27 protein-coding genes and 2 pseudogenes are annotated in these 26101 nt (G+C 54.9%); 9 read left to right on the top strand and 20 right to left on the bottom strand.

Annotated features, from left to right (window positions below):
- Window positions 1-65: 65 nt before the first annotated feature.
- The gene (locus ACM110_RS00730; protein WP_416126169.1) at window positions 66-551 is read right to left on the bottom strand and encodes a GNAT family N-acetyltransferase; all 486 of its coding nucleotides are present in this window, start codon (window positions 549-551) and stop codon (window positions 66-68) included.
- 141 nt (window positions 552-692) lie between these two features.
- Here ACM110_RS00730 and ACM110_RS00725 point away from each other — a divergent pair, with 141 nt between their 5' ends.
- The 3 genes from ACM110_RS00725 (at window position 693) to ACM110_RS00715 (ending at window position 2774) form a co-directional block, all read left to right on the top strand.
- On the top strand, window positions 693-1118 hold the full coding sequence (locus ACM110_RS00725; RefSeq protein ID WP_338582555.1) for a YybH family protein: 426 nt from the start codon (window positions 693-695) through the stop codon (window positions 1116-1118).
- Between the two features lie 72 nt (window positions 1119-1190).
- A complete protein-coding gene (locus ACM110_RS00720) occupies window positions 1191-1535 on the top strand; it encodes a YciI family protein (RefSeq protein ID WP_416126168.1) in 345 nt (114 codons plus the stop codon).
- 3 nt (window positions 1536-1538) lie between these two features.
- Window positions 1539-2774, top strand: coding sequence for an RNA polymerase sigma factor (locus ACM110_RS00715; protein ID WP_416126401.1), 1236 nt, complete (start codon window positions 1539-1541; stop codon window positions 2772-2774).
- A 129-nt stretch (window positions 2775-2903) separates the two neighbouring features.
- Here the strand turns inward: ACM110_RS00715 and ACM110_RS00710 are convergent, their stop codons facing one another.
- Window positions 2904-3758 (bottom strand): LysR family transcriptional regulator, encoded by an 855-nt coding sequence (locus ACM110_RS00710; protein ID WP_416126167.1) that lies wholly within the window; start codon window positions 3756-3758, stop codon window positions 2904-2906.
- Window positions 3759-3847: 89 nt separating this feature from the next.
- On the opposite strand from ACM110_RS00710, the gene ACM110_RS00705 reads away from it, so the two are divergent.
- Window positions 3848-4285 (top strand): multidrug/biocide efflux PACE transporter, encoded by a 438-nt coding sequence (locus tag ACM110_RS00705; protein ID WP_416126166.1) that lies wholly within the window; start codon window positions 3848-3850, stop codon window positions 4283-4285.
- Window positions 4286-4386: 101 nt separating this feature from the next.
- Here ACM110_RS00705 and ACM110_RS00700 read toward each other — a convergent pair whose 3' ends face one another.
- Complete coding sequence (locus ACM110_RS00700) at window positions 4387-5145, bottom strand: SDR family NAD(P)-dependent oxidoreductase (RefSeq protein ID WP_416126165.1); 759 nt, start codon at window positions 5143-5145, stop codon at window positions 4387-4389.
- Window positions 5146-5266: 121 nt separating this feature from the next.
- On the opposite strand from ACM110_RS00700, the gene ACM110_RS00695 reads away from it, so the two are divergent.
- Window positions 5267-6169, top strand: a complete 903-nt coding sequence (locus tag ACM110_RS00695) for a LysR family transcriptional regulator (protein WP_416126164.1) — start codon at window positions 5267-5269, stop codon at window positions 6167-6169.
- Window positions 6170-6268: 99 nt separating this feature from the next.
- Here ACM110_RS00695 and ACM110_RS00690 read toward each other — a convergent pair whose 3' ends face one another.
- From ACM110_RS00690 to ACM110_RS00675, 4 genes are all read right to left on the bottom strand, one after another.
- Window positions 6269-7885: an inorganic phosphate transporter gene (locus tag ACM110_RS00690; RefSeq protein ID WP_416126163.1), complete on the bottom strand. Its 1617-nt coding sequence runs from the start codon at window positions 7883-7885 to the stop codon at window positions 6269-6271.
- A 201-nt stretch (window positions 7886-8086) separates the two neighbouring features.
- Entirely contained in the window at window positions 8087-9109 is a 1023-nt protein-coding gene (locus ACM110_RS00685; RefSeq protein WP_416126162.1) for a transporter, read from the bottom strand.
- Window positions 9110-9315: 206 nt separating this feature from the next.
- Window positions 9316-9621 carry a PepSY domain-containing protein gene (locus ACM110_RS00680; protein WP_416126161.1) on the bottom strand — a complete coding sequence of 102 codons (306 nt, stop codon included), beginning with the start codon at window positions 9619-9621 and terminating at the stop codon, window positions 9316-9318.
- 178 nt (window positions 9622-9799) lie between these two features.
- The gene (locus ACM110_RS00675; protein WP_416126160.1) at window positions 9800-10927 is read right to left on the bottom strand and encodes a glycerophosphodiester phosphodiesterase; all 1128 of its coding nucleotides are present in this window, start codon (window positions 10925-10927) and stop codon (window positions 9800-9802) included.
- A gap of 218 nt (window positions 10928-11145) precedes the next feature.
- Between ACM110_RS00675 and ACM110_RS00670 the strand changes: the two genes are divergently transcribed.
- Window positions 11146-11472 carry a DUF2025 family protein gene (locus ACM110_RS00670; RefSeq protein WP_416126159.1) on the top strand — a complete coding sequence of 109 codons (327 nt, stop codon included), beginning with the start codon at window positions 11146-11148 and terminating at the stop codon, window positions 11470-11472.
- 145 nt (window positions 11473-11617) lie between these two features.
- On the opposite strand, the gene ACM110_RS00665 is transcribed toward ACM110_RS00670, so the two are convergent.
- The 3 genes from ACM110_RS00665 to ACM110_RS00655 all read right to left on the bottom strand — a co-directional run bounded on the left by ACM110_RS00665 (window position 11618) and on the right by ACM110_RS00655 (window position 13666).
- Window positions 11618-12340, bottom strand: a complete 723-nt coding sequence (locus ACM110_RS00665) for a CTP synthase (RefSeq protein ID WP_416126158.1) — start codon at window positions 12338-12340, stop codon at window positions 11618-11620.
- Window positions 12341-12396: 56 nt separating this feature from the next.
- Window positions 12397-12930, bottom strand: a complete 534-nt coding sequence (locus tag ACM110_RS00660; RefSeq protein WP_416126157.1) for a DUF1003 domain-containing protein — start codon at window positions 12928-12930, stop codon at window positions 12397-12399.
- Window positions 12931-13054: 124 nt separating this feature from the next.
- A complete protein-coding gene (locus ACM110_RS00655; RefSeq protein ID WP_416126156.1) occupies window positions 13055-13666 on the bottom strand; it encodes a TetR/AcrR family transcriptional regulator in 612 nt (203 codons plus the stop codon).
- Between the two features lie 213 nt (window positions 13667-13879).
- Here ACM110_RS00655 and ACM110_RS00650 point away from each other — a divergent pair, with 213 nt between their 5' ends.
- The gene (locus ACM110_RS00650; RefSeq protein ID WP_416126155.1) at window positions 13880-14938 is read left to right on the top strand and encodes an MBL fold metallo-hydrolase; all 1059 of its coding nucleotides are present in this window, start codon (window positions 13880-13882) and stop codon (window positions 14936-14938) included.
- 47 nt (window positions 14939-14985) lie between these two features.
- Here the strand turns inward: ACM110_RS00650 and ACM110_RS00645 are convergent, their stop codons facing one another.
- The 9 genes and pseudogenes from ACM110_RS00645 to ACM110_RS00605 form a co-directional block, all read right to left on the bottom strand.
- Window positions 14986-15303 carry an XRE family transcriptional regulator gene (locus tag ACM110_RS00645; protein ID WP_416126154.1) on the bottom strand — a complete coding sequence of 106 codons (318 nt, stop codon included), beginning with the start codon at window positions 15301-15303 and terminating at the stop codon, window positions 14986-14988.
- Between the two features lie 119 nt (window positions 15304-15422).
- Window positions 15423-16394, bottom strand: a complete 972-nt coding sequence (locus ACM110_RS00640) for a hypothetical protein (protein ID WP_416126153.1) — start codon at window positions 16392-16394, stop codon at window positions 15423-15425.
- A gap of 250 nt (window positions 16395-16644) precedes the next feature.
- Window positions 16645-16899: a colicin E3-like toxin immunity protein gene (locus tag ACM110_RS00635; protein ID WP_416126152.1), complete on the bottom strand. Its 255-nt coding sequence runs from the start codon at window positions 16897-16899 to the stop codon at window positions 16645-16647.
- A 13-nt stretch (window positions 16900-16912) separates the two neighbouring features.
- Window positions 16913-17164 (bottom strand): pyocin S6 family toxin immunity protein, encoded by a 252-nt coding sequence (locus ACM110_RS00630; RefSeq protein ID WP_416126151.1) that lies wholly within the window; start codon window positions 17162-17164, stop codon window positions 16913-16915.
- 10 nt (window positions 17165-17174) lie between these two features.
- Window positions 17175-17831, bottom strand: a pseudogene (locus ACM110_RS00625) (colicin E3/pyocin S6 family cytotoxin); the annotation flags it as partial.
- A 260-nt stretch (window positions 17832-18091) separates the two neighbouring features.
- Window positions 18092-19273 (bottom strand): annotated as a pseudogene (locus tag ACM110_RS00620) (colicin E3/pyocin S6 family cytotoxin).
- 121 nt (window positions 19274-19394) lie between these two features.
- On the bottom strand, window positions 19395-19874 hold the full coding sequence (locus tag ACM110_RS00615) for a very short patch repair endonuclease (RefSeq protein WP_416126150.1): 480 nt from the start codon (window positions 19872-19874) through the stop codon (window positions 19395-19397).
- 93 nt (window positions 19875-19967) lie between these two features.
- Window positions 19968-20681, bottom strand: coding sequence for an HNH endonuclease (locus tag ACM110_RS00610; protein ID WP_416126149.1), 714 nt, complete (start codon window positions 20679-20681; stop codon window positions 19968-19970).
- Window positions 20682-20797: 116 nt separating this feature from the next.
- A complete protein-coding gene (locus ACM110_RS00605) occupies window positions 20798-21331 on the bottom strand; it encodes a Bro-N domain-containing protein (RefSeq protein ID WP_416126148.1) in 534 nt (177 codons plus the stop codon).
- 555 nt (window positions 21332-21886) lie between these two features.
- Here ACM110_RS00605 and ACM110_RS00600 point away from each other — a divergent pair.
- Together ACM110_RS00600 and ACM110_RS00595 are read left to right on the top strand one after the other, a co-directional pair.
- Window positions 21887-22930, top strand: coding sequence for a DNA cytosine methyltransferase (locus ACM110_RS00600; protein ID WP_416126147.1), 1044 nt, complete (start codon window positions 21887-21889; stop codon window positions 22928-22930).
- Between the two features lie 14 nt (window positions 22931-22944).
- Entirely contained in the window at window positions 22945-24552 is a 1608-nt protein-coding gene (locus ACM110_RS00595; protein ID WP_416126146.1) for a TIGR02391 family protein, read from the top strand.
- 322 nt (window positions 24553-24874) lie between these two features.
- Here ACM110_RS00595 and ACM110_RS00590 read toward each other — a convergent pair whose 3' ends face one another.
- Complete coding sequence (locus tag ACM110_RS00590) at window positions 24875-25294, bottom strand: hypothetical protein (RefSeq protein ID WP_416126145.1); 420 nt, start codon at window positions 25292-25294, stop codon at window positions 24875-24877.
- Between the last annotated feature and the right edge of the window lie 807 nt (window positions 25295-26101).

The following is a 26101-nucleotide window of genomic DNA, read 5'->3' as shown; positions in this document are numbered from 1 at the left end:
AAAGCAAAATCAAAAGATCGCAGCCTGCGGCAGCTCCTACAAGGGATCGGGCGTTGTGGCAGGGATCAGAACCGCAACCCCATCCGCCGCTCATACCCGATCCGCCCCCTGTACGCCTCGCCACTGTCGACAAACCCATACTTGGCATAAAGACCAATCGCCGATTCATTGTCCGCATCCACCGACAACTCCAGCCCGCGAATCTCCGGCCACGCCAAACGCGCAGCCTCGGGCAGCGCTTGCAGGCAAGCCTTGCCATAACCTCTACCCTGAGACCGTTGATCGACCTGCAGTGCATGCAGCGTCGCGCTGTGTTCATCGGCCCATGCAGGCAGTGCCGGCGGGCGTTTGAGCAGCAGGAAGGCCACGGGAATGTCCTCGACCAACAGGGCAAATCCTTTGACCCCCGGGCCTGGCTTGGACAACAAGCTGTGCAAGGCACCGTGAATGTCGCCAGAGAACTTGATCTGGTCCGGATGTACTTCAATGGCCTCGACCTGCTGGCGTTGCAGCGCATTCAGGCTTTCGTAAGGCACGAGTCGGGCTGTCACTGGAGTGTCCTTTTTCCATCATCAATAGAGCCATCGATTCTAGCGATTCTGGCCGTTTGGATTATTTTTATTTCACCTGTCGATTCGCCGGATCGCCAGACGACTAAGGGTGTCTTCCAATAAAAACCACGGAGAACCATCATGAACTCGCAAACCCAGATCCAGAACCTGATCGAGAACTATCGCCAGGCCGTCATGGCCAAGGACATTGAGAAAGTCATGGCGCTGTATGCCGATGACATCGTCTCCTTCGACGCGGTCAAGGCTTTGCAATTCAAAGGCAAGCCTGCCTACCGCGCCCATTGGCAGGAATGCATGCAAATGTGCCCCGGCCCGCACATTTTCGAATTCAACGAAATCACCATTGAACCGTCCCAGGAAATCGCTTTCGCGCATTGGCTGGCGCATTGCGGCGGCACCAACGACAAGGGCGAAACCCAGGCCTGCTGGATGCGTGTCTCGCAGTGCTATCGGCAGGAAGCGGGGTTGTGGCAGATCGTCCACGAACACTGGTCGGCACCGTTCGACATGCAGACCGGCGCGACGCTGTTCGATCTCAAGCCCTGAGATTTTTTAGCGAAAGCAGCGCCAAAGTGCCGATTCGCGGCCATAGTTGAACCGTTCGTTAAGGAGAGCGTGATGAAGTACTTATGCCTGGTCTACAGCGATGAGCACCTGCTGCATTCGCTGCCGGAGAGCCCTCACGACTCTGAGTGCATGGCTTATGCGGAGTCGATCCAGGACAGTGGCCGCATGGTCGCCGCCGAGGCGCTGGAGTCGGTGCAGACTGCGACCACCGTGCGCATGCGCAACGGCAAAATGTCGATCACCGACGGCCCGTTCGCCGAAACCAAGGAGCAGTTGGCCGGGTTTTACCTGATTGATGCCAAGGACCTCAACGAAGCCATTCAAGTCGCCGGAAACATTCCGGCGGCCCGGGTGGGCAGCGTTGAAGTGCGCCCCGTGCGCCAGTTGAATCCCTGAGTGATGGTGGCAGCTGCGGTCAAGGCGCGGGTCGAGCAGGTTTATCGCGAGGATTCGCGGCGAATCCTCGCGACCTTGATCCGCCTGCTCGGCGATTTTGACCTCGCCGAAGAAGCCTTGCACGAGGCGTTCTTCGTCGCGGTCGAGCGTTGGCAACAGGACGGCGTGCCGGATAATCCGCGTACCTGGCTGGTGTCCACCGGGCGTTTTAAAGCCATCGACGTGTTGCGCCGACGCGCCCGTTTCGCCGCTTCGCGACCGCTGTTGATCGCGCAACTGGAGGCGCTGGAGCAAGCCGACTGGAGTGACGAAGACGTGGAAGACGACCGCTTGCGCCTGATCTTCACCTGTTGTCACCCGGCATTGGCGGCGGACGCTCAAGTGCCGCTGACGTTGCGCGAAGTCTGCGACCTGACCACGGAAGAAATCGCCCGGGCTTTTCTCTCTGCACCGGCCACCATCGCCCAGCGCATCGTGCGTGCCAAGGCGAAAATCCGCGACGCAAAAATCCCCTATCAAGTGCCGTCGTTGGCGGAATTGCCCGAACGCCTCGACAGCGTTTTGCGAGTGATTTACCTGGTGTTCAACGAGGGTTATTCGGCGTCCATCGGTGCGCAAGTGACCCGCGAGGATCTGACCCGCGAAGCAATTCGCCTCGGTCGATTATTGATGGAGTTGTTGCCGGAACCGGAAGTCATGGGCTTGCTGGCAATGATGCTGTTGCACGAGTCGCGACGCGTGGCCCGAACCTCCGCCAACGGTGAGTTGATTTTGCTCGATGAGCAGGACCGAACGCTGTGGGACCGCGAGATGATTGCCGAAGGTTGCATGCTGGTGGAGCGGGCGCTGAGCAGCCGTCGCTTCGGCCCGTATTGCCTGCAAGCGGCGATTGCCGCGGTGCATGCTGAAGCGCCGTCGGTGGAGGAAACTGATTGGGAACAGATCGTCGGGTTGTATGACGTGCTGCTGCGGGCAGTGCCTTCGCCGGTGATCGAGTTGAACCGCGCGGCGGCGATTTCCAAACGGGACGGACCGTTGGCGGGGTTGATCTTGGTCGAGGCAATTTTGCAGCGCGGTGATCTGTTGGATTACCACTTGGCGCATTCGGCGCGGGCGGAGTTTTGTCGGCAGTTGGGGCGGGTGGAGCAGGCGCGGGCGGCGTATGAGCGGGCGCTGGAGTTGACGCAGCAAGAGCCGGAGCGGCGGTTTATTGAGGGGCGACTAAAAGAGTTGGAGTGATGTGAACTTTACTGGCCTCATCGCGGGCAAGCCCGCTCCCACAGGGAATTGTGTAGGTCACAAACATTGGGTGCACCACCGACCACTGTGGGAGCGGGCTTGCCCGCGATGAGGCCAGTAGCTTCACCACTATTCCAGCATCTTCCCCAACAACCAACTCCCCGCCGGCCCCGGCGGATTCCGCCTCGACCACAGCGCATCCACCGACACCGTTTTCGGCCAGCCGCGCACTTGCAGCTCCTGCAAGGTGCCCGGACCAAAACGCGCCACCAGCCAGCGCGGCAACGGCGCCCAGCCAAAACCACCCTGGGCCATTTCCAGCAGCATCAAATAACTCGGCGCCGACCAGACGCGACCCTTCGCCCGGCTCTCATACGGATTGACGATGGTTGCCAGGCGCAATTCACGGTGTTGTTGCAGCACGTCCTGATCGATGTGTTTCAACGTGGCCAAGGGATGTTCGGGCGACACGAACAGCGCGATTTCCGTGCGTTCGTCCACCGTCGAATTGACCAGGTCCGGCGGATTGCTGTCCTGCATTTCAGCAAAGGCGATCTGCGCCCGACCGCTTTGCACCAAAGCCACCAGATCGTCGCATTCGGCGATCAGGCATTCGAGTTCCAGGTCCGGGTAACGCTGTTCGAACGCACTGAGTGACGCTTCGAAACGGTCGGATTGATAGGTGTCCGAAAGTGCCACGGTGAGCTTCGCCTCCACCCCTTGCGAGAGTTGGCTGGCGGTCATTTCCAGACGGCTGGTGGCCGCCAGAATTTCTTCGGCTCTTTGCAATACCACATGCCCGGCTGGGGTCAGGCCGGGTTTGCGGCTGCTGCGGTCGAACAGCGTCAGGTTCAGGTCGATTTCCAGACTGGCCACTGCCGCGCTGATGGTCGACTGGCTGCGGCCCAACTTGCGCGCCGCAGCGGAAAACGAGCCTTGGGTGGCGGCTTCGACAAACGCCAGCAGCACTTCTTGAGAGGCCATGAACTATCGCCTTGATCGATGGTTATTGGTTATGAAGTATCGACGTGATGACAGATCATGGCAACCACAGTCACTCAGGGAGTCAGGCCATGAGCGCCAACAAATCCATCACTGAACGTATTTTCCAGGCCATTGGTTTCGAATTGCTGGCCATTCTGATCTGTACGCCGTTGCTGGCCTGGATCATGGACAAACCGATGCTGGAAATGGGCGTCGTCACCATGGTCATTGCCGTACTGGCGCTGGCCTGGAACGTAGTCTTCAACGGGTTGTTCGACCGGGTGCTCAAACGCTTGGCCATTGCACACAACGCCTGGGTCCGCGTGGTGCACGCGCTGTTGTTCGAAGGTGGACTGGTCGCCCTCGGCGTGCCGTTGATTGCCTGGTGGCTGAACGTCAGCCTGTGGCAGGCATTCCTGCTGGATATCGGTGTGCTGCTGTTTTTCCTGCCGTACACCTACATTTATCACTGGGTGTATGACGTGGTGCGCGAGCGAGTGCTGATGCGCCAGACCTGTGCGCAGTAAAACAACAAAGGATCGCAGCCTGCGGCAGCTCCTACATTGGACCGGGTGTACCCGTTTTTTGTAGGAGCTGCCGCAGGCTGCGATCTTTTGATCTTTAGGTCCTACAAAAACATCCCACCCGACGCCTCGATCCGCTGCCCGTTGATCCACTGGCTGCCCGGCGCCAGCAGCAGCGCAATCGCGGCGCCGATGTCATCCGGCACACCGGCGCGGCCCAGCGCGGTATTGCCCGCCACCATCTTGTTCACCTCAGCGTTGTCACGCACCGCGCCGCCACTGAAGTCGGTCTCGATCGCACCCGGTGCCAGGGTGTTGACCGAAATCTGCCGCGCGCCCAGTTCCCTGGCCTGATAGCGCGTCAGCACTTCCATTGCGCCTTTCATCGCGGCGTAGGTGCCGTAGCCCGGCAGGCTGAACCGAGCCAGACCACTGGAAATGTTGATGATGCGTCCGCCGTCATTGAGCAGTGGCAGCAGTGTTTGGGTGAGGAAAAACGGACCTTTGAAGTGGATGTTCACCATCAAGTCGAACTGCTCGACCGTGGTATCGACGAAGTTCGCGTGCAGGCCGATCCCCGCGTTGTTCACCAGAAAATCGAAGCGCTCTTGGTCGAAATTTGTGCGCAGCACTTGGTCGACCTTGATGGCAAACGCGGCGAACTGCTCACTCTGCCCAACATCGAGTTGCAGCAGGGTGGCGCGACCGCCGAGGCTTTCAATTTCGGCGACCAGTGCCTGCGCTTCATCGGCGCGGCTGTTGTAGGTGCCGATGATGTCGACGCCTTGGGCGGCCAAGTGCAGCGCAGTGTTCTTGCCGAGGCCGCGGCTGGCGCCGGTGATCAGTGCGATTTTACGGTTCATGGGGCTTCCTCAAGTGCAGTGGGCAGTGGATGGGAGGAAGTTTATTTATCCGCTACAGGGTGATAAACATGCAGAAATCGGAATCACTGGTCGGTGAATCCGAACAATAAAGGTCAGACCCATGAACAAACTGGAATTGCTGCGCACCTTCGTCCGCGTCAGCGAGATGTCGAGCTTTACCTTGGCGGGGGAGAGCCTGGGTCTGCCACGATCCACGGTGTCCGAGCATGTGCAGGCGCTGGAGGCGTTGCTCGGCACGCGTCTGTTGCAGCGCACCACGCGCAAGGTTCAAGCGACTCAGGACGGCCTGGTGGTGTACGAACGCAGCAAGGATTTGCTGTCGCACATGGACGAAATCGAAGGCCTGTTTCGTCAGGACGAAGCCATGTTGGTGGGGCGAATTCGCGTCGACATGCCGAACATCCTGGCCCGCCGCGTGGTGATGCCGCGCCTGCCGGAATTCATGCTGCGTCATCCGCTGTTGGAGCTGGAAATCAGCAGCACTGATCGCCGCGTGGACTTGCTCAGTGAAGGCTTTGATTGCGTGGTGCGGGTGGGTGCGCAGCCGGATCAATCGGTGGTCGCGCGGTATCTGTGCGATTTCGCCATGGTCAACTGTGTCAGCGCCGGCTATGTGCAGCGATATGGCGTGCCGCAGCAGTTGGCGGATCTGGCGCAGCATCGGTTGGTGCATTACGTCGGCGTATTGGGCGCGCGCTCGGAAGGGTTTGTGTATGAGGTCGACGGCAAGGTGCAGCGGCTGCCGATGGCCGGCAGCATCACGGTCAACAGCACCGACGCCTATGAGTCGGCGTGCCTGGGTGGTTTCGGCCTGATCCAGGCGCCGCGGATGGGTATGCACAGACATTTGATCAGCGGCGAACTGCTGGAGGTGTTGCCGCAGTTCAACGCGCCGTCCATGGAAGTGTCGCTGCTTTATGCCCGGCAACGGCATTTGCCGTTGCGGGTGAGGGCGTTCATGGATTGGTTGGGGGAAGTCATTCGATCGGCTAACAACCTGTAGGAGCAAGGCTTGCCCGCGATGAACGATGACGCGGTGCTTCTGTTAAACCGCGCCGCCTCAATCGCGGGCAAGCCTTGCTCCTACAGAGTCCGTGTAGCGTCAGAAGAGTTGGGTAAACAACCAATACAAACTCCCCGACAACAAAATCGCCGCCGGCAAGGTCAGCACCCAGGCCATCAGCAGATTGCGGATAGTCTTCATCTGCAAGCCGCCGCCATTGGCGACCATGGTCCCGGCCACGCCAGATGACAGCACATGCGTGGTCGACACCGGCAACCCGAACATATCCGCAGCACCAATCGTCAGCATGGCCACGGTTTCCGCCGAGGCGCCTTGGGCGTAAGTCAGATGAGTCTTGCCGATCTTCTCGCCGACCGTCACCACGATGCGCTTCCAGCCGACCATGGTGCCCAGCCCCAACGCAATCGCCACCGCGATCTTCACCCACAGCGGAATGAATCGCGTGGAGTTGTCGATCTGCTGCTTGAACAGTTGCAGCTTGCTGCTGGTGTCGGCGTCGAAATTGCCGACTTTGTTCTTGTCCATCAGGCGAATGGTTTCGCTGGTCAGGTACATGTCGTTACGCACGTTGCCCACAGCTTCGGCCGGGACTTTCGACAGCGATCCATAACCTTTTACCTCGGCACCGATACTGCCGGTCAGCGCGGCCAGTGCCGGCACCAATTGCGGCGTCGCTTCCTTGCTGCGTACGTACTCGGACAGGATCGGACGTGGATCGGCCGGGGCCGGTTGCGGTGCGGCTTTGACCAGCGCTTGCTGGGTGACTTCGGCCACGGCGGCGAACTGCAACGCCTGATCCGCTGGCATGGTGCGGTTCAGCGCATACGCCATCGGCAACGTGCCGACCAGGATCAACATGATCAGGCCCATGCCTTTTTGCCCGTCGTTGGAACCGTGGGCAAACGACACGCCGGTGCAGGTAAGGATCAACAGACCGCGAATCCACCACGGCGGCGGAGTGTTGCCTTTCGGTTCCTTGTACAGCGCACGGTTCTTCACGAACGCGCGCAGGGCAAGCAGCAACAGCGCGGCACAGCCGAAACCCACCAGCGGCGAAAGCAGCAGTGCGTAACCAATCTTGGTGGCCTGCGCCCAGTCCACACCGCTGGTGCCGTCGCGCCCGTGCATCAATGCGTTGGCTACGCCAACACCGATGATCGAACCGATCAATGTGTGCGACGAAGATGCCGGCAGCCCCAGCCACCAAGTGCCAAGGTTCCACAGGATCGCGGCGATCAGCAGGGCGAAGATCATCGCGAAACCGGCGGATGAACCGACTTGCAGGATCAGCTCCACCGGCAGCAGCGCGATGATGCCGAACGCCACCGCGCCGCTGGACAGCAGCACGCCAAGGAAGTTGAAGAACCCGGACCAGACCACCGCGAAATTCGGCGGCAGCGAGTGGGTGTAAATCACCGTGGCCACGGCGTTGGCGGTGTCGTGGAAACCGTTGACGAACTCAAAGCCCAGGGCGATCAACAGCGCCACACCCAGCAGCAGAAACGGCGTCCACGTCGTCACTACCGTGCCGAGTTCGTTCATGTCGTGCATCAGGCTGTACGCGGTAAACAGCAACCCGATGGCCAGCACGGCAACGAACACCACGACGGTAATCAGGCCGGGTTTTTTATCGAATTGCGGCTTGGCGCTACTACCGGCGGGCGCCGGAGCAGCGGTGAAAGTGGGGGTAGCCATACCAGACATTCCTGAGGAGGGAAGGAGTGTCGTTCATGATCATTGCTAAATGTTACAGAGAGACTGCCCTAGGTCAGGGGTTTGGGTTTTTGTTGAGCCATTGATCCGTAAATGCAACATCAAAAGATCGCAGCCTTCGGTGCTCCTGCAGGAACTCGCATTTCAAATGTAGGAGCTGCCGAAGGCTGCGATCTTTTGATCTTAATAATCCTGCCGCTTACGAAACGCCCAGCGCCCGGCAATCACCGTAAACGTCGCGACCAGCGCCACCAGAATCCAGAACCCTTCCGGGTCCTGGGAAAGCGGCACGCCGCCCACGTTCATGCCGAAGAAACCGGCAATGATGTTGATCGGCAATGCCAGCACCGTCACCACGGTCAGGGTGAACAACGTGCGGTTGCTCTGTTCGTTGAGGTTGGCGGCGATTTCTTCCTGCAACAGCTTGATCCGTTCACCGAGCGCGGTCAGGTCATTGATGATCAGCGCGAACTCCTCGGTGGATTTGCGCAGCTCCTTGACGTCTTCCTTTTGCAACCACGGCGGCGGGCGATTGAGCAGTCGTAGCAACGAACCCGGCTCCAGCGCGAGCAAGCGTTGCAGGCGCACCAGAACTCGACGATTGGCGCCCAACTCGGCGCGGTTGGTCGACAGGCGCGAAGAGAGCAATTCATCTTCGATCTGATCCACGCTGAGGCTGGTCTTGCGCACAATCTGCGTCAGCACTTCGCCCTGATCGCGCAGCAAATGCACCAGCAATTCCAGCGGCGAACGAAAGCATTCGCCGGCCTTCACCGACGAACGCAACTTGTCCACCGAGTGCAGCGGTTGCAGGCGCGCGCTGATGATCAACCGACTGCGCGCGCACACCCACAGCGTCGAGACATCCGACGAAACCATGCTGCTGAGGTTGAACACCACATCGTTGACCACCGCCAGCAACGCCGAATCGACATGCTCGATGCGCGTCGACCGCGAGCCTTCGTGCAGGGCTTCAAAAAATTCGTCGGGCAATTCCAGATGACTTTTCATCCAGCGCTCGCACGCAGCGTGGGCGAGGTTCAGGTGCAGCCAGAGAAACTGCTCGTCATCTTCCGGTTGCTGCAAGCAGCGCAAAGCCCTGGCCGAATCGATTTCCTGACCGCGCTCGCCGGGGCGAAAACTGAAACCGTAAAGCAGGCCGAACAGATCCGGATCGCGATGGCTTTGATCGATGCTGTGATTCATGAGAGCTCGCAAAGAGAGGCGCCTGTCGCGGGTTTTACAGGTTCACGTGAGCCGCATGATCGCAAGGTAGGATTACGTTTTTGTGACGCTTATGTGGCGCAATCAATCGCTCGCCAGAGGGCGCAGGTCAGCACCTCGGCCTGATGAATCAACCAGACGCAAAAAAGCCGCACGATTGGTCAATCGTGCGGCTTTTTGCTGTGTGCTTAGTCGTCTTTTTTGTTCTTCAGGACTTCGCCGGTGGCGGCGTTCAAGTCCACGTCCCATTCAACATTCTGTGCGTCTCGCAACTCGACTTCGTACTCGTAACCGTTGAAGTGGTTGTCCAGGTCGCTGTCGGTAATCGTGGCGCCCGGATGCAGCTTCATCACGATTTGGTTCAGCTCTTCCAGCGGCTTGATCTTGCCATCCTTGACCAATTGCGGGATCTGGTCGACAGGAACATCAGCCTGGGCCAAACCAGCGGTGAGGGTCAGGGCAGCAGCGGTGAACAGGGCAGTCAGAGTCTTCATGAGTTCATTCCTTGTGTGAGCTGTTTAAGTGAGATCAGGTTAGCTTCTGTAACTTAATCCACCCTTAAAATTCCCTTTGCCTGATCCGGCGTCATCGCGAGCAAGCTCGGCTCCTACAGGAGCGACGCAATTTTGTAGGAGCAAGGCTTGCCCGCGATGGACGCGCCTCGGTCCCCAATCAATACCCATTATTCTTCAACACCTGATCAACACTCGCCGCCGCCGGACGTTTATAGAACTTCAGCAGTTCGCTGGCGCGGTTAGTGAAGACGCCGTCGACGCCCGCATCCATGACCTTCTGATAATCCACCGCATCGTCGATGGTATAGACGTGCACCAGCAAACCCTGATCGTGGGTGTACTGGTTCATCCACGGTTGCACCAGGTCCGAGTAACTCTGATCGCCGCCCTTGGTCAGCGCAGCGGAAGGGCCGGTGCCGATCGCGCCCTGAGCCTTGGCGTAGTCGACCCAACGCTGGAATTCAGCTTTGTCTTTCGGCTGCTGCTTGGCGTAGTAAGCGGCTTTATCCTTCTCGCCGGATTCGGCAAACGTCACTTTGGATTTCGGCTCGATGTTGCCTTCGCCCACCCATAGCAGAAGGATCTTCGGCACCTGTGGCATTTCCTTTTCCAGCAGTTCGAGGCTGCTTTTGTCGAAGGTTTGCAGGATCACCTTGCCTTTGCCCTGACCGACTGCCAGCTCGCTTTTCGCCAGTTTCGAACCTGCGGGGCTCAGCCAGCCACGGTCCTGAAGTTTGTCCTTGAGATCGCGTTCGATGCCGGGAAACTGCTTCGGCTCCTTGGTTTCGATGTACAGGCCGGGCTTGTGCAGCGGATTGCCTTGGGCGATATCGATGATTTCATCGAGGGTCAGAATTTTGAGGCCCGCGTAGGAGGGGCGCGCGCGATCCGGGTACGCGGTGTTGAACCAACTGCCGGCATCCAGGGTTTTCAGCTCGGCCATGGTGAACGCGTTGGCCGGGCTGTCCTTGCGCTCGGGGAATTTGCTGGCGACGTCGGTGGTGCGTTGCAGGTTGTTGTCGTGCAGGGCGAACAGCACGCCATCCTTGCTGCGTTGCAGGTCCAGCTCCAGGTAATCGGCACCCAGGTCGCGGGCCAGTTTGTACGCGGCGGTTGTCGATTCCGGCGCATCGAAAGACGCGCCACGGTGGGCGATCACTGCCGGGTGCGGAATGCCCTGGCGCGTGGACAATGCCGTGGGGCTGGGCTCGCTGGCGGCGTTTGCCTGGCCGAGGCCGAGCAGCAGACTCAGCAGCAGGGTGCTTTTGGTGAAGGTTGCAGGCATGTTCGAAATCCTTTCGCGATGATTTTCACAGACGTCCCTTTTAACAACTGAGCGTTGCCAGCGCTATCGCGAGACCGACATAAACGTGCGTAAAGCTGATTTTCGTCAGCGCTTTTGTGCACTTGTTTGCAGTACGCTTGCCCTCGGTAATCCCCGGAAGAGGGAACGCCAATCGCTAGCCTGCGTGCAAACCAACGATCACCACTGTGAGGTTTACCATGCGCATCACTTCCGAGCTCATCTGCCAGGCTGCCGATCAACTCAAAGGCTTTGTCGGCCTCAACCGCAAGACCGGCCACTACATCGTGCGCTTCAGCGAAGACGCCTTCGGCATGGACGTGGCCGACGACGGCATCATCCCCACCAGCGAATTTGTCTGGGCGCCTGGCCCCTCGGGATCCATGACGCTCAAGCGTGAGTTGATTCAGTTGCTGGTGGATCAGAACATCGATGACCGGATCAACATCACCGAACCGCTACGGGTGTACATGGATCGGCGAGAGGTGCCGGAGATTTCGGCGGTGCGGAGTTTGGTGCGGGGGTGATGGTTTTGTGTTGACAAGTTCGACCTCATCGCGAGCAAGCTCGCTCCCACAGTTGACCTGCGTCATACACAGTATTTGTGTTCATCATCGGTCCCCTGTGGGAGCGAGCTTGCTCGCGATGACGGCCTGAAGACCACAACATCAACTACCAACTAAACCGATAAATCCGCTGCTCCACGCAAGCCTCGATCAGCGCCCGCACCAGCGGCGGCAGGGTGCCCTTGAGCGCCGCGCGTTCCGGTTGGAACAACGTGGCCACGAAGAACGGATGACCGCTGAGTTCAACCGCACGCAAGCCTTGCTCAGCATCATGACCGACGGCGTGAAGTGCGTGCTTCAGCAACGCTTGTTCAAACTCGGGATTCACACCGTAGCGACAGCGATAGCCTTCACGAATCTCAGACGTTTCATACGCCTGGGCGATCAACGAACCCTCAAGCAAATGAATGCTGTCGACCGCCTCCACCAGTGAACACGTCAGCGGTGTGAGCAGTGCCCGGGTTGCATCCGGTGAGGTCTCACCATGTTCGGCGTCCGACCAACCGAGTACGTTGCGCGCATATTCCAGCACCGCGTGTTGAAAACCGCCGCAGGTGCCGAGGAAAGGTCGCTGTTGTTCGCGGGCAAAACGAATCGCCCGCAACGCGCCGTCCATGCTGCGATAAGGGCTGGCGGGCACGCACCAGAAACCGTCGAACTCATTCAGAGACGTTTCAGTTTCGATGCTATCGGTGGCAAGCCATTGCCCCTTTACATCGAGGTCGCAATGTTCGGCAGCCAGGCGTAGGGCAACGGGGATCGCTTGGTGGGCGGTGACCTGCGGGTCGTAATCACCGATCAGGGCGATGCGAATAACGCGATTTTCCATGAGTGATCTCTACGCTTGTTGAATTCTTGTCATCGCTGAAACTACCGTGAAACCGTTCAGGCCTTTGGCTCATCCTTGCGCAAGAAGTGCTGATGCATTTCCGTGGTCAGGTTTTCGATGCGTTCGGTGAGGGCCTTGGTCATTTCCGTGAGGTGGGTGTTTTGCTCGAGCAAGGCCAGCAGTTGCGCGGAGTTTTGCGCCGCTTGCGCCTGACGTTCGCTGTTGGCTACGGCCAACGCTTCGCGATGCTGTGCATCGGCGTCGGACTGGGCTTTGTCCCGAGCGGCTTGTCGGGTCTGGGCCAACAAAATCAACGGCGCGGCATACGCCGATTGCAGGCTGAAAGCCAGGTTGAGCAGGATGAACGGGTACGCATCGAAGTGGGCGAAACCGGTCAGGTTGAGGCATACCCAGGCGACCACGATCAGCGTTTGTGCGCCGAGAAAGGTAGGTGTACCGAAGAATCGCGCAAACGCTTCGGCGCGCAGAGCAAACTTGTCATTGCCAAATGTCGGCGCCAGATGGGCGTGATGGCGATGGAAGCGCAAGTGATCGACAGGGGCGGCGGTTTCGTTGCTCGTGGTAGTCATGATGCTCTCTGCAAGGCGCTGGACTGAGGATCACTATAGCCTCAGCGCAAGTTTCATTCTGAAACACATTGCATCGTTGAAGTCAGCGTTATCAGTCGTTGGTCGCCGCCGTCGACCTTGTCATTTATTGCAACTGATAACTGGCCAAAAACATATCCAGCGCCGACTCCACCACGGTGTCCTGCATTTCGGCCGTCAAGCCTGGCTGGCCCATGGAAATCTGCGGCCAAAAGGCGAAGGATTTGAGCAAACCCTGAATCTGTTGTGCGGCAAATTCAGGAGCAACCGCTTTCAAACGACCATCGGCCTGGGCGGCGCGAATCCACACGGTCAGGCCTTCTTCACGCTCGCCCATACGGGCAACCATGCTCTGCGCACGTTCGGGAGAATGGATGGCGGCGGCGATGGCCACCCGCGCCAGATCGAGAAAATTGTCATCGCCCATCATGTCCAGCTTGGCTGACAGAATTCGCTTCATCTGTTCACGCAGCGGCAGGTCAGGGCTGTAGGGCGTCTCCTGTTTTGCCGTAACCCGGTCCCACAACTGATTGAGGATCTCGGCGAATAGCTCTTCCTTGCTAGGAAAGTGGTTGTACACCGTGCGTTTCGACACACCAGCGGTGGCGGCGATCTTGTCCATGCTGGTGATCTCGAAACCGTTGGCACGGAACTCGGCAATCGCCGCCTGAATGATGGCTTCGCGTTTACGGTCGGTGAGGCGCTGTGGAGCTGTCATAAATACGCTTTGGCAGGAAAAAAAGGAAATTACACTCAGCAGTTTACTTGTGATCGGCTTTGATGCAACCTTGAAACTACACTGTGCAGTGTAATGTTTTGTTAATCCTGTCCAGTCAAAAATAGAGTGTTCGGCTGATGCGTGCGTGCCTTGGCCATTTATCGTCCCAAGCGGAAAATCGTCAACGTGCGGTTTTTCTGGAGTCATTCAGATATGGCCAATTCAGTTTCCCCTGCGAGTAGCGCGTCCACGCCTGAAGCCTCGCTGCAGTCACAAGGGCAGTTCCAAAACCACACGCCGATACAGCGTTTAAGCGTTGGCAAAACCCTGCGCATCTTGTGGAACGCGATGTTCCACAAACCGCGCGACACCCGCCCGACAGCACCCGTCCCGGTACAGTCGCTGACCCAAGCGGCGTTGATGGCCGCGCCGAACCACAGCGTTTATCGTCTTGGCCATTCCACGCTGTTGCTCAAACTGCGGGACAAATTCTGGATCACCGACCCGGTCTTCGCCGAACGCGCCTCACCCGTGCAATGGGCCGGCCCGAAGCGATTCCACCAACCGCCGATCAGCATCGACGAGTTGCCACCGATTGAAGCGGTCATCCTTTCCCACAACCACTACGACCACCTCGATTACGAGGCCGTGCTCAAACTGGCCGACAAGACCAATGTTTTCCTGACTCCGCTGGGTGTCGGCGACACCTTGATCAAGTGGGGCATCGACGCCAGCAAAGTCCGTCAACTGGACTGGTGGCAAGGCACTGAAGTCGATGGCATCCAGTTCATCGCCACCCCGTCGCAACACTTCTCCGGCCGCGGCCTGTTCGACGGCAACAGCACTTTGTGGGCATCGTGGGTGATGATCGACGACGCCACCCGCATCTTCTTCAGCGGTGACAGCGGCTACTTCGACGGCTTCAAACGTATCGGCGAACAGTACGGCCCGTTCGACCTGACCCTGATGGAAACCGGCGCATACAACGTCGACTGGCCGCACGTGCACATGCAACCCGAAGAAACCCTGCAAGCCCACATCGACCTCAAGGGCCGCTGGCTACTACCCATTCACAACGGCACCTTCGACCTGTCGACCCACGCCTGGTACGAACCCTTCGACCGCATCCTGGCGTTGGCCTGGGAACGCAGCGTTTCGATTACCACGCCGCAGATGGGTGAAGCGTTCAACCTGATGCATCCACAGCGTGGGGAAGCGTGGTGGTTGGCGGTGGAAGGGGAGAGTGAGCGAGTGACTGTGCAGAGCGCGTGACGCACTTTAAACGGGCTGCTTACTGTTAAGCGGCCCGAGCAAAGCTCTCACTCAACCATCGCAAAATCCGCCCGCCCAACCGGATTCGGCGTAGACCCTCTCAAGTTCATCCCTCTACCCGGCGCAAACCCCGGGAAAAACACCAACCCTTCCGATTCAAACCGATACGCCAACGCCAACCGAGTGACATCCAGCACATCCTGCTGCGCTTCGAACCGCTCAATGGCGTCAACAGAAACCGAAGCCTCACGCGACAACTCTTCCACACTCCACCCCAGCATCGCTCGGGCCTGGGCGCAGTGGGCCGGGGTGAATTGGAAAAGGGCGATACGTTCCAGGGTGATTTTCATCGCTTGAGAGGCCATGGTGTTCTCCGGCTCGAGAGTGTTGATTCAAAATATACTGTGTTTTTGTACAGTTGTTTTGAGCCGGGATCAAATGCAATTTTTGATTTGTGTTTTTGGCCAGACGAACGGCATCGAGCTTATTTATCCACCAAGCCCGGCGCCTCCCGCACGATAAAGTGATCCAGATTCTCGATGTTGGCGCTGAACACCCCGAACGTGTGCTCGGGATTTTTCTTGCTCGGCACCTGCTTGAACTCCGGCGTCACGCCATAAAAGAAGCAATACAACTCACGTCCACTGTCGATGGCATGCTTGATCTCCTCCAGGAACGCCTTGCGCTTGCGGTAGGTGTCGATCAGCTTCTTGCTCAGGTAAACATTGACCGAATACGGCTTCTTTTCGAACCAGACCTTCTTCTCGAAATCGATGCGAAAGCTCTGGGTGTAATCCTTGATCTCTTTGATCTTGCCCCAGTAAATCAGCCCCTTGTTGTCCTGCAGGTACTCGATTTTTTTGAAGAAGGATCCATAAGGCGCAGTGTGCTCGCCGATCTTCAACGGCATACGCTTGAGCAAATCCTTGTCGTCGAAATTCGACACGAAGCACTCCACGGGATGGGCGAAGATGCTGGTTTTGTCGGGTGCCGAATCGCGACTTGGCTGCTCGACACTGCTGATCACCGAAGGCATTAATGGCTCATCCCGCTGAACGTCTGCGCCCACCGCCGGGCTGGACGGCTTACGCACATACTCACGCCGAATCAGGAACAGCTCTGACGGGAAATGCTCCTCACGGCTGTCATCCGTTTCCGCACCTTCTGCCTCCACACCTGATGCCGGCGTCTTCAGGCTGACATAAGGACAACCCTCGACATGCCGCGTACTCGGCAGGTTCTTGAAGTGCGGCGTGCGTACGTAATTCACATTCTTGGCGTTGAACGTGCCCAACTCATTCACTGCGTCGAACGCCAAACGACAGGCATCGTTGGGGCACTGGAAATGCTCTTTCGCGGAATCGAACGCCATGGTTTCGTCGAAATTGAGATCGCGCACGTCATAGATCGACAACTTGTCGTCGAGGCTGAGGCAGTAGGCGAAATCGAATTTCATGACGGGCTCGGGTCCGTGAGGGGAAGGGTATTAATAGCGGGAGGCGAGTCGAGTTGCACTCACTGTCTTCAACACACCGCAAATTTCCGGTAACCCACCAAACCTGTAGGAGCGAGCCTGCTCGCGATTCCCATCAAACGACACAGTATCCATGTCGAGTACCAACACTGTGGCGAGGGAGCTTGCTCCCGCTGGGCTGCGCAGCAGCCCCAAAAAACCATCGGATGTGCGGCCCGGCAATCATCCTGAATTACCATTTGTCCCGATAGATAAACGCCACTTGGTAGTCATAGTTAGACAAGCGAATGACATGGAGGAAATGGGGTTGAAGCGTATTGACCCAGTGCGGACCAACGTCAAATCCACCGTTGTTTATATTGTTTTCGATTGGCATACCAAGCGCCTCGATCACAGATGCGTCATCGCCAAAATCTTGCGACAGCTCCTCTCCTTCGCCTAACTCGGTTTCCTTGTCGTACCATTCAAGGCTTATTTTCAATCCCATAGCTCACCCCGTTTCATTGCTTGGCACAAGTTCCTATGAAGTACTCCAAGCCCTCAGGAAATCTGACGCCTAAAATTTCGGACAGTGCCATCACTTGAGACTCGTTCAAAAGTAACTCTCCTGGTTCCATTTCAGCGAGTGGCTTTGATTCAATGAGTTGAGCGACTTTTTCATTGAGTTCACTGCCATCAATGTCGAGCTCAAATTGTAAAGAATCGTCCTTCTTATCGTCCGGATAAAACCCGGTGATTAATAGGTAGCGCATGCTTTATTCCTTAATTTCTTGAGGTTTTCCTACCCGGTTTCGCTGGTTTTGTTTGCTCGCCGGTAATGTGGTTGTATTCACCAAGGTGAATCCCCAGTTTGTCGTATTTTTCCACGGCATTGCTTTTACAGTCCCATTCATAAATTCGTCCCTTATGGTCAACCCAGCGGGCGCGTTTTCTTCCTCCTCCTTGAACAGATGACTTTGACTTTGCTCGGACTGCATCGGGGAAAGCGGGTAGTGTTTTCGGGTGGTCATAATACGAATGATCCCCCATTTGACTGACAACGATATAAACCGACCTCACCCCCGACCCCACCGGAAACACAAGAATGAAATCCTTGTACTCAGGCGGATAAACCGGATTCACGATGATGCTGTCAGCCTGTTTCGTCGGCGGGTAAACCCAGATGTGCGGCGCTTGCGGGGCGGATTCCAGTTTGGGTATGCCGAGAATGTCGGAGCCGTCTTCAGCCGGGGTCCAAATCAGTTCGATGCCTTCTCCCAGGTCTGCGACGTATTGGCTGTCGCGCAAACCGATCTGCACGACATCGACCATTTCCCAATCGCGGTTCTTGCCGGTGTAGAAACCGTAACCCTTTAGGCTGCCATCGGCCTGCTGTTCGATATGCAGGCGCACGCGAGTGCGGGCCTGTTTGAGGGCGCGGCTTGGAGAGTTCGCCTTGTAATTTAAAGTTGAGTTTCAATTATCACTACAGGTCAAAAACAGAGTCAGGTTGTGAGGGAGAGATATTGCGCAAATTCTCTCGATTTCGTTGATTTGTTTTTTTGTCAGCTTGTAGTCGTACACGTAATCCTCTTCAGTTTTCCAGTCCATTAATGCAGCTAGCTCACCACTGAGAATTGGGAGTATTTTTTCATATGACGCGAAATCATCCCCATCGCGTACGCCCATTACTGTGTGCTTCAAGGTTCTATTCTCCGTGTCGGATCTGCTGGTTTGGTCTGAGCCCCTGAGTTATGGTCAAACTCACCCAAGTGTTTACCTCGCTTGTTGTATTTCTCCAATGCTCCATGCTGGAAGTCCCATTCATATATCGTACCGGAGCCATCCTTTCAGCGAGGGCGTAAACCGCCACCCTTCATACGTGTTTTGGGTGGTGCCCATTTTGCACTTGGGAATGCGGGTAGTACGCTCGGTTTTGAGTGGTATTTATGAGAAACACTCACCACAATATAAACCGGCCTAACCCCCGACCCCACCGGAAACACAAGAATGAAATCCTTGTACTCAGGCGGATAAATCGGGTTGACGATGATGCCGTCCGCCTGTTTCGTCGGCGGATAAACCCAGATATGTGGGGCTTGTGGCGCCGCTTCCAGCGCGGGGATGCCTCGGATGTCGGAGCCATCTTCGGCTGGAGTCCAGATCAGTTCGATGCCGTCGCCGAGGTCGGCGACGTATTGGCTGTCTCGCAAAGCGATCTGCACGACATCGACCATTTCCCAATCGCGATTCTTGCCGGTGTAGAAGCCGTAACCCTTGAGGCTGCCGTCGGCTTGTTGTTCAACGCTGAGGCGAACGCGGGTGCGGGCCTGTTTGAGGGCGCGGAGTTGGTCTTCGGTGTAGAGGGCGCTGTCGCCGAGGCTGGGTGTCCAGAAAATCGCGACCAGACCGCCAAAAGCAGCAGAGACAGCGGGCCCGGCGGCACCTATTGCCGGGACGACAAGAGAGGGAACGCGTAGCGCCAGTTGGCCGATGCCAAGCGCAACGGTGCTCCCACTGATCGTTTGCAGGTTCAGCAAACCGCCGTCGTCGACCTCGCGAGCCCCGAGCCAGGCGATCTCGCCGTAGTCCTTCAGGCTATCGGTCGGCACCATTCCCGAGGGATTGGAGTAATTGATGACCGCATCCGGCAGCTTGCAGGATTTGGCGAAGACGCATCCGACTTGAACCGGTTTCTGTTCAACCTCGGCAACCTGGCGCTTGCGCATGTATTCGTCTTGCCTGGCGAGCATGGCCTCGTAGGCATTTTGGCGAGCTTCGCGCTCAGCCAGTTCGCTCGGCGTCATAAAGCGATAGGTGACGTGATGGCCGTCACCGGAAGGTGGGTTTTTAACCTTGGGAATGTTTTTGTAGCCAGCCACTGACTGTCCTTGTGCGTTCGTCCATCGGCAACCCTGTAGAAGGGCTGCGCGACGTTAGCGAACGGGACAGTGTGTGGCAGTAGGATGGTTCTTGAATGACGTTAGGAAATGTCTTTGTTTCTTAGGACGGCAGCGCAGAGATTGTCCGATTGGCCACTGATGCAAGCTCGCCAGACTTAGCCGAACGACAATTAGTACTGGTGAGCAGTTGGATGCGCTCTTTGATGCGATCCAGATCTTTAAGTTCGCATTCCCAAATCACATCAACCCGCCAATCCATCAGTTTTAGCTTGTTAATGCATCGCTCGTCCCGCATGGCGTTGGTGTCGAGTTTCTGTGTCCAGTATTCGGGGCGGGTTTTTGGGGTAGAGGCATATTTGCAGCCATGTCGATGCCAAAAACAGCCGTGAACAAACAGGCACAATCGATGTTTGGGGAAGACCAAGTCGGGTGTTCCAGGCAAGTCACGCCGATGCAATCGAAACCGTAGGCCCATTGCATGGCACAAGGATCGAACGATCATCTCAGGCTTTGTGTTTTTGCCTTTTACCTGCGCCATGATTTTAGAGCGTTGCTCTGGTGTGACCCTGTCAGCACACATTCAGATCGCCCTCCCGACACTTTGCATCTGAAGAGAGCATGCAAACGTTGTGGTAGTCAGGTCAAGGAGGGACTGGGAGAGCCGTTCAAGCGTTTATTCGCGAACCAGTCGCTCGATTCTCGAATACAGCGATTCTGCGTACTCAGCCCTATCATTCGAGTGGTGGCAACGCTGATGGCAGTTCGGGCACAACGCTACGGCATTGGTGGTGCGATCCGATCCTTTTTCAGCGAGAGGCTTAACATGATGCACTTCTAGAAAAGGCAAACCACGCTTCTGGAATGGAGCGGGCTGACTACAGCCTTCGCAATGACCTGCTGCTTCATTGCGAACCCAGGCCCTCACCTCGGGATCGCGTACATAGGATGTGCTGGAGCTTGGCGCCTTCTTCGGTTTCAGAATGCCTTTCGGCACACGTTTAAATGTTTGTTTTTGAAGCACCGCTGCACGTCGTTCGAGTGTTTCTTCATCAGCTGTTGGGGAGGATTCGTCTCCGGCGAGTATTCCTCGATCCGCCAACACGTCGCGAATGGCGTTCTCAACATTTGAGCCGACATGCGGCGCCGGTTTGTATCCGTGGATGCGTTTTTTACCCATCCTTTCGAGTACGGTTGAAATGTTCAGCATCCGGAATTCAACTGAGCCTTCGGTTCGACCAGCCAAAGCACCCTTCCGCAGAACGCGATTCTCATGGGCCTTGTTGAATTTTTGCCCGATCTTTTCCAACTCCAACATTTTCAGATAAGCATCAACCGCAGCTTCAAGCTCAGTGACACTCCAATCGGTGTTGTTTGTCTCAATGTCCATAAGTTCGCCGAGGGTTGAAAACCCTCGGACGATACTGAGTGGCGATTACGAATGTCTACGAAATTTCCTACAAAAAATAGCGACGGATCTCGCTATCGATCCTACAAGCGCGTCAGCTAACTCATCGATTGCTTCGAAGACTGAAATACCTGCGCAACTCTCCGCCACCAAGGTTTACCCACCGTCTCCCGTCGCTGTGGCTGATCGTGCAGCAGGTAGGGCATGTCCCGCAGCCGAATCCAACCCTCATCCTGCCAATGCAGCATGCTCAGCGACATTTCCGGCCAATCCAACAAACTCAACATCGGCCGATCCGAATTGCCTGACTGCTCAGCATCACGTAAGGCCGGCACCACCTGATGAGTGATCCACTCACGCAGCAACCGATTTCCCGGAGCGTAGTGGTACACCAACAGCGCATAAACACCGGACTCAGTGAGCATCAACTGCTTTTCTGGTTGCCGGTAATACTCAATCGACAATGTGCGGTGCTGGTCTTTGTCCAGTTTGTTGACCATGCGCTCACTTAGATGGAAACCCATCAAGCGACCGATATCACGGGCGCAGAGCCATGGTTGGTTTTCAAGGAGGAGGGCGTGGAGAGGGAGGTTGTGGCGGATGAAGACTGTGGGAGCGTAGGGCTCATACATAGCAGGCCTCCAGGGATGGAAGCGTCGCATAGAGAGTAGAGCGGTTAAAGCCGAGTACCTTCGTACGGAAGGAGACATTCTTAGGCATATCCTTTACCTCTGTGTGATGTCAGCTTTCTTAGGGCTGGGTGCCGGGAGCTAAGAAACCCCACACAGAGGGCCGGACATATTCCCCTTTCGGGTCTTGTATTCGCCCACTCCCGGCATAACAGAGTTTTTTGATGCGCACGGGGAAACCGTAGGCACAAAAAAGCCGCTACTGTCGGGTGCGGTCGATCCGCTGTGTGGTGCGTTTCTTAGGCGCATAAGGAGGGTAAGGAGCTGTCTTCTACCCGTCAAGCTCTTGCTCAGATATCACCATGCGCTGGTGTCGATTTTAAGATAATTTTATTTACATAAAATTTTGAGTGCTAGACAATGTGCCAGCATTGGCCGAGGAAAATCAGTTCGTTTTGTTTGGCTTCCGAGGCAGATACCGTAAAAGAAAAAAAGGAGTGCGGAGCAGTTGACTTGCTTTGCATGATTTAAAGGAAGTTGAGAATTTTTTGAGGCCGTATGCCGTCAAATAAAATGATTGCTATAGATTTATTTTGCGGGGCCGGCGGCCTCACTGTAGGTTTGAAGAAAGCAGGATTTAAAGTTGTCGCGGGAGTTGAGTTTAATCCTGTCGCGGCGAGTTCTTACAGAATGAATCATGCGCGTGTGAAGTTGTATGAGTGCGACATAATAGGTCTAAGTCCCCTAGATGTTATGTCAGATTTGGGTATCAAACCTGGTGAGCTTGATCTCTTGGCGGGTTGCCCGCCATGCCAAGGTTTTTCATCGCACCGAACCCGAAATAAAGCGAGTTCAGTCGTGGATGAGCGAAATGATCTTGTATTTGAGTATATGAAGTTTGTAAGGCTTATGAAGCCTAAGACAGTTATGATGGAGAATGTGCCGGGTCTAGCGAAAGACGCTAGGATAGAAGAGGTGAAATTACAGTTGCAATTGCTCGGCTACTGTATTGATGATAGTACTGTGCAAGTAAAAGATGCGTCAAGTTTTGGTGTTCCGCAGCGTCGTAAAAGAATGATACTTAAAGCATCATTGCTTGGGTTTATTGAGGATGCACCCGAGAGTAAAAAAACTGTCTCAGTTTGGGACGCCATAGGTGACTTGGCTGTTCCAGGTGATTCTGGCGACTATTTGCATGATTTGCCAACCATTCGCACTAAGAAAGTCGATGAGCTTATTAGTCTGATTCCAAAAAATGGCGGATCTAGATCTCAGTTGCCATTAAGTTATTGGCTGCCTTGTCATATTCGTAAGCCTAATGGTTATCTGGATGTTTATGGTCGGATGTCTTGGGGGGATGTGTCCCCGACAATCACGGGTGGTTGCATTAGTCCGTCGAAAGGGCGTTTTCTGCATCCGCAACAGAATCGTGCAATTACTCTCAGAGAGGCTGCATTGCTGCAGACTTTTCCCAAGAAATATAAATTTTCTTTAGAAAAAGGTAAAGACTCTGTCGCTTTAATGATCGGGAATGCTCTTCCTCCTGAATTTATAAAAAGACACGCTTTACAGTTTAAAAAGCATTTGTCTTCATTTGTCTAATGGATGAGATTGATATGGCTAGCCAGTATGAGATGAAATTCGATCCTCGAACTATTGAGCATCTTGGCGTTAGAATGTACTCAACACTACCGCCTGCCCTAGCGGAACTTATTTCTAATGCTTATGACGCGGATGCGTCTCGAGTAGAGCTAAAATTTCATGAGCATAATGGCAAGCCTATTTCGATTCAGGTGATGGATAGCGGTCATGGCATGAGTGCTGACGATATCCAGAATAAATTCTTGGTTATTGGACGAAATCGACGAAAGGAGGATGGAGATAAGCGCACTACCAAGTTTGAGCGACTGCCGACAGGTAAAAAAGGTTTAGGTAAATTGGCTCTTTTTGGGCTTTCTAAAGTTATTACGGTTGATACAATTTGCAACGGATTGAGAAATAGATTTGTTCTTAATTGGGACGAGTTAATGAATGCGGAGGGTAGCTATAACCCTCGTGCAGAGCTTGTTGATGAGCCTATCGACAAACCCAATGGGACGATAATTAAACTTTCAGAGTTGAAGAGGCAAAGCCCTTTTGATATAGCTGGGCTTGCGGATAGTCTTTCAAAAATCTTTATTGTTGATGGTGGCTTTGAAATAGTTTTGACCGGGAGCGATGGAGTAAGTGTTGTCGTTGATAATGCGCGCAGATACTCAAATTTTACAAAAGAGTTTGAGTGGGAATTAGAAAAGTTAGTTCCAAAGGAAAGTAAGTTTTTTGGGAAGGTCAAAGGGCTTTTCTATACGGCGTCAACACCGATAAAGCCGAATTCAGGGCTGAGGGGGGTTTCTCTTTTTTCTCGAGGGAAACTAGTAAATATGCCTGAGTTTTTTTCTAATAGTACGTCTAGTCATTTCTTTCAATATCTTACGGGTTGGATTCAGGCTGATTTTATTGATCTTCTTTCTGAAGATGTTATTTCAACTAATAGACAGTCTATTAACTGGGATAACGATGAGATGAGAGAGTTTCGATTTTTTCTGTCGGAAATGATCTCGAAAGTTAATGCTAGCTGGCGTGAACAGCGGAAAAAGAAAAAGGATAAAGATTTTGAGGAGGCGACTGGTATAGATACCGATTTTTGGATGTCTACTATGCCAGCGGACGTAAAAGAGCATACGTCGGATATATTAAATATGCTTGGTGCTGAAGACGCGCTTGAGAAATTTACCCCGATTATAAAAGCTTTGCATAAAATAGTGCCTGAGTATCCCCAGCTGCATTGGCGTTATTTGAATGATAATCTTCGGGAGCGCGTTCGAGCCTATTATCAAAACAGGCAGTATGGGCAGGCGGCTGATCAAGCCGTAAAAATTTACCTTGAACATATTCGCACGCTTACGGGGCGAACCGAAGATGCTAATGATTTAGTTGGTAGGGCATTTACCAATAATCCGTGTTTGCACGTTAGTGATATAACTACTGCGACAGGAAAAAATTTGCAAGAGGGGCAGCAGGCTATGTCTAGGGGGCTCGTAAGCGGGTTCAGAAACCCTATGAATCATGCGCCAATCGATTCCGTTGTACCTTCCATATTTTCGGATGTTGATTGTCTTAATATATTGAGTCTTACATCTTATTTGATGGGGAAGGTCGATAAGGCGAAATTGATTAAAGATTAAAGATTAAAGATTAAAGATTAAAGATTAAAGATTAAAGATTAAAGCTTTGCAAAAAAGCCCTGACTTAATCAGGGCTTTTTGTTGTCTGCATGTATAGCGGGTGTATCCTTACATCTCAGCCTCAAGCGAATAACGGACTCTGATTTATAATGAGTTTTTCAATGGAAAATAGACGAAAGTTTCACGAAAACCGTACCGAAGCGATAGGCGTTCAGGGGCGGACGGACGGCCCCTCCAGAGCGTGTTGGAAGATATACCGGATTCACCACCTGCGGCGGCTGTCCATTGCCGTTTGATAACGATTAGGTTCAAGCCGGCTCGCTCATGCCTCTGATTTCAAGAAGAGGAAGACCTTTTCTTCCAGCCAGCGGCCTTTCCCTTCGATCAGTGCCGAGCCTATAAACCAAGGTCCAGTGGCAAGGCACGGTAGCGACCCGATTTTTTTCTTTTGGTTAACGAATCCTGACTGCAGGGTGGGATAAAGCTGCTCGCAAATGCCTCTGGTGTATTCATCGTACAAGGCATGGTGCAGGAACACGGCTTCGCTAGATTTAACCCGATGATGTAGCTTTACACTTTTGGCTTCGTCGCATTCCTCATCGAAATAGAAGCGCTCTTTTGCTTCTTTCCAAGGGTAGCGTAGGAGCGTGCGAACCGTTTCGGTGCTCCTGCCGTATGCGCTAATGAAAAACTCCGCACAAGGCACGAAAATCCTCACATCGTCCTCATTCATGAGTTCCATTAGCATGGTCCGACTGTCGGAGCGTTGAAGTTTCAGGGGCTCACCAAGCCTACATCCTGAGCGGAAACTATTCGCCAATCGCCTTCATCGAATGACACTTTTTCCTCGGTCAAATAGGCCAGTTCATATGCCCGACGAGGATGCCCGCAGACCATGCACTGCCAAATCGTAAGCTGCCTAAATGGGGCATGACAGCGGGGATGCGGAGAACCTGCCCCAAATTACCATTCGGTAGAAGTTCTCGGAAAAGGACGGAGTTGAGAGGAATTGTACCTTCCTCGCCGTTTTTTGCGAGTGCGCCGTACCACCACACAATCCACGTCCCAGCCTTCTCTTTGAGTTTTCCGTTGAGAGAAATCCGAGCTACTGATTGGCTTGGAGGAAGAAGCTGTATGGGTAATTGCCCAAGAAGATTCGAGCATCTTTTCAATTGCTACGCCCGTTGCTTGGTAACCCTCAACCAGGCAAACCTCAACTCCGGTAATGGCTTGAGCGGTAAGCGTCCGGCGAAGTCACCTAAACTGCCGCCTTTCGTTTGTGGGTGATGGAGCCTACTTACAGGAGGTAGGCACCACCCTTTTGGTGTCCTATGATCCGACGACTCTATCGGGTAGAAGTAAGGCTCACAATGCTTCCAAGAGTGCAAGGTCATTGCAATGTGCTCTCAAGACCAGATTTTATCTCAGGGTTTAGATGTTCACCCTTTTAAAGTAATAAAAGGCGTGTTGGCTGCTGATTTGTGCCCCTCCATCACCACTAGAAAGCGGTCGATGGCGGGGCGCGCCGTATTTCCACATCCAAAACGGC

This window comes from Pseudomonas sp. NFX98, assembly GCF_047784845.1.
In the GTDB taxonomy this organism is placed as follows: Bacteria; Pseudomonadota; Gammaproteobacteria; order Pseudomonadales; family Pseudomonadaceae; genus Aquipseudomonas.
This window is presented reverse-complemented; position numbering and strand designations above follow the sequence as displayed.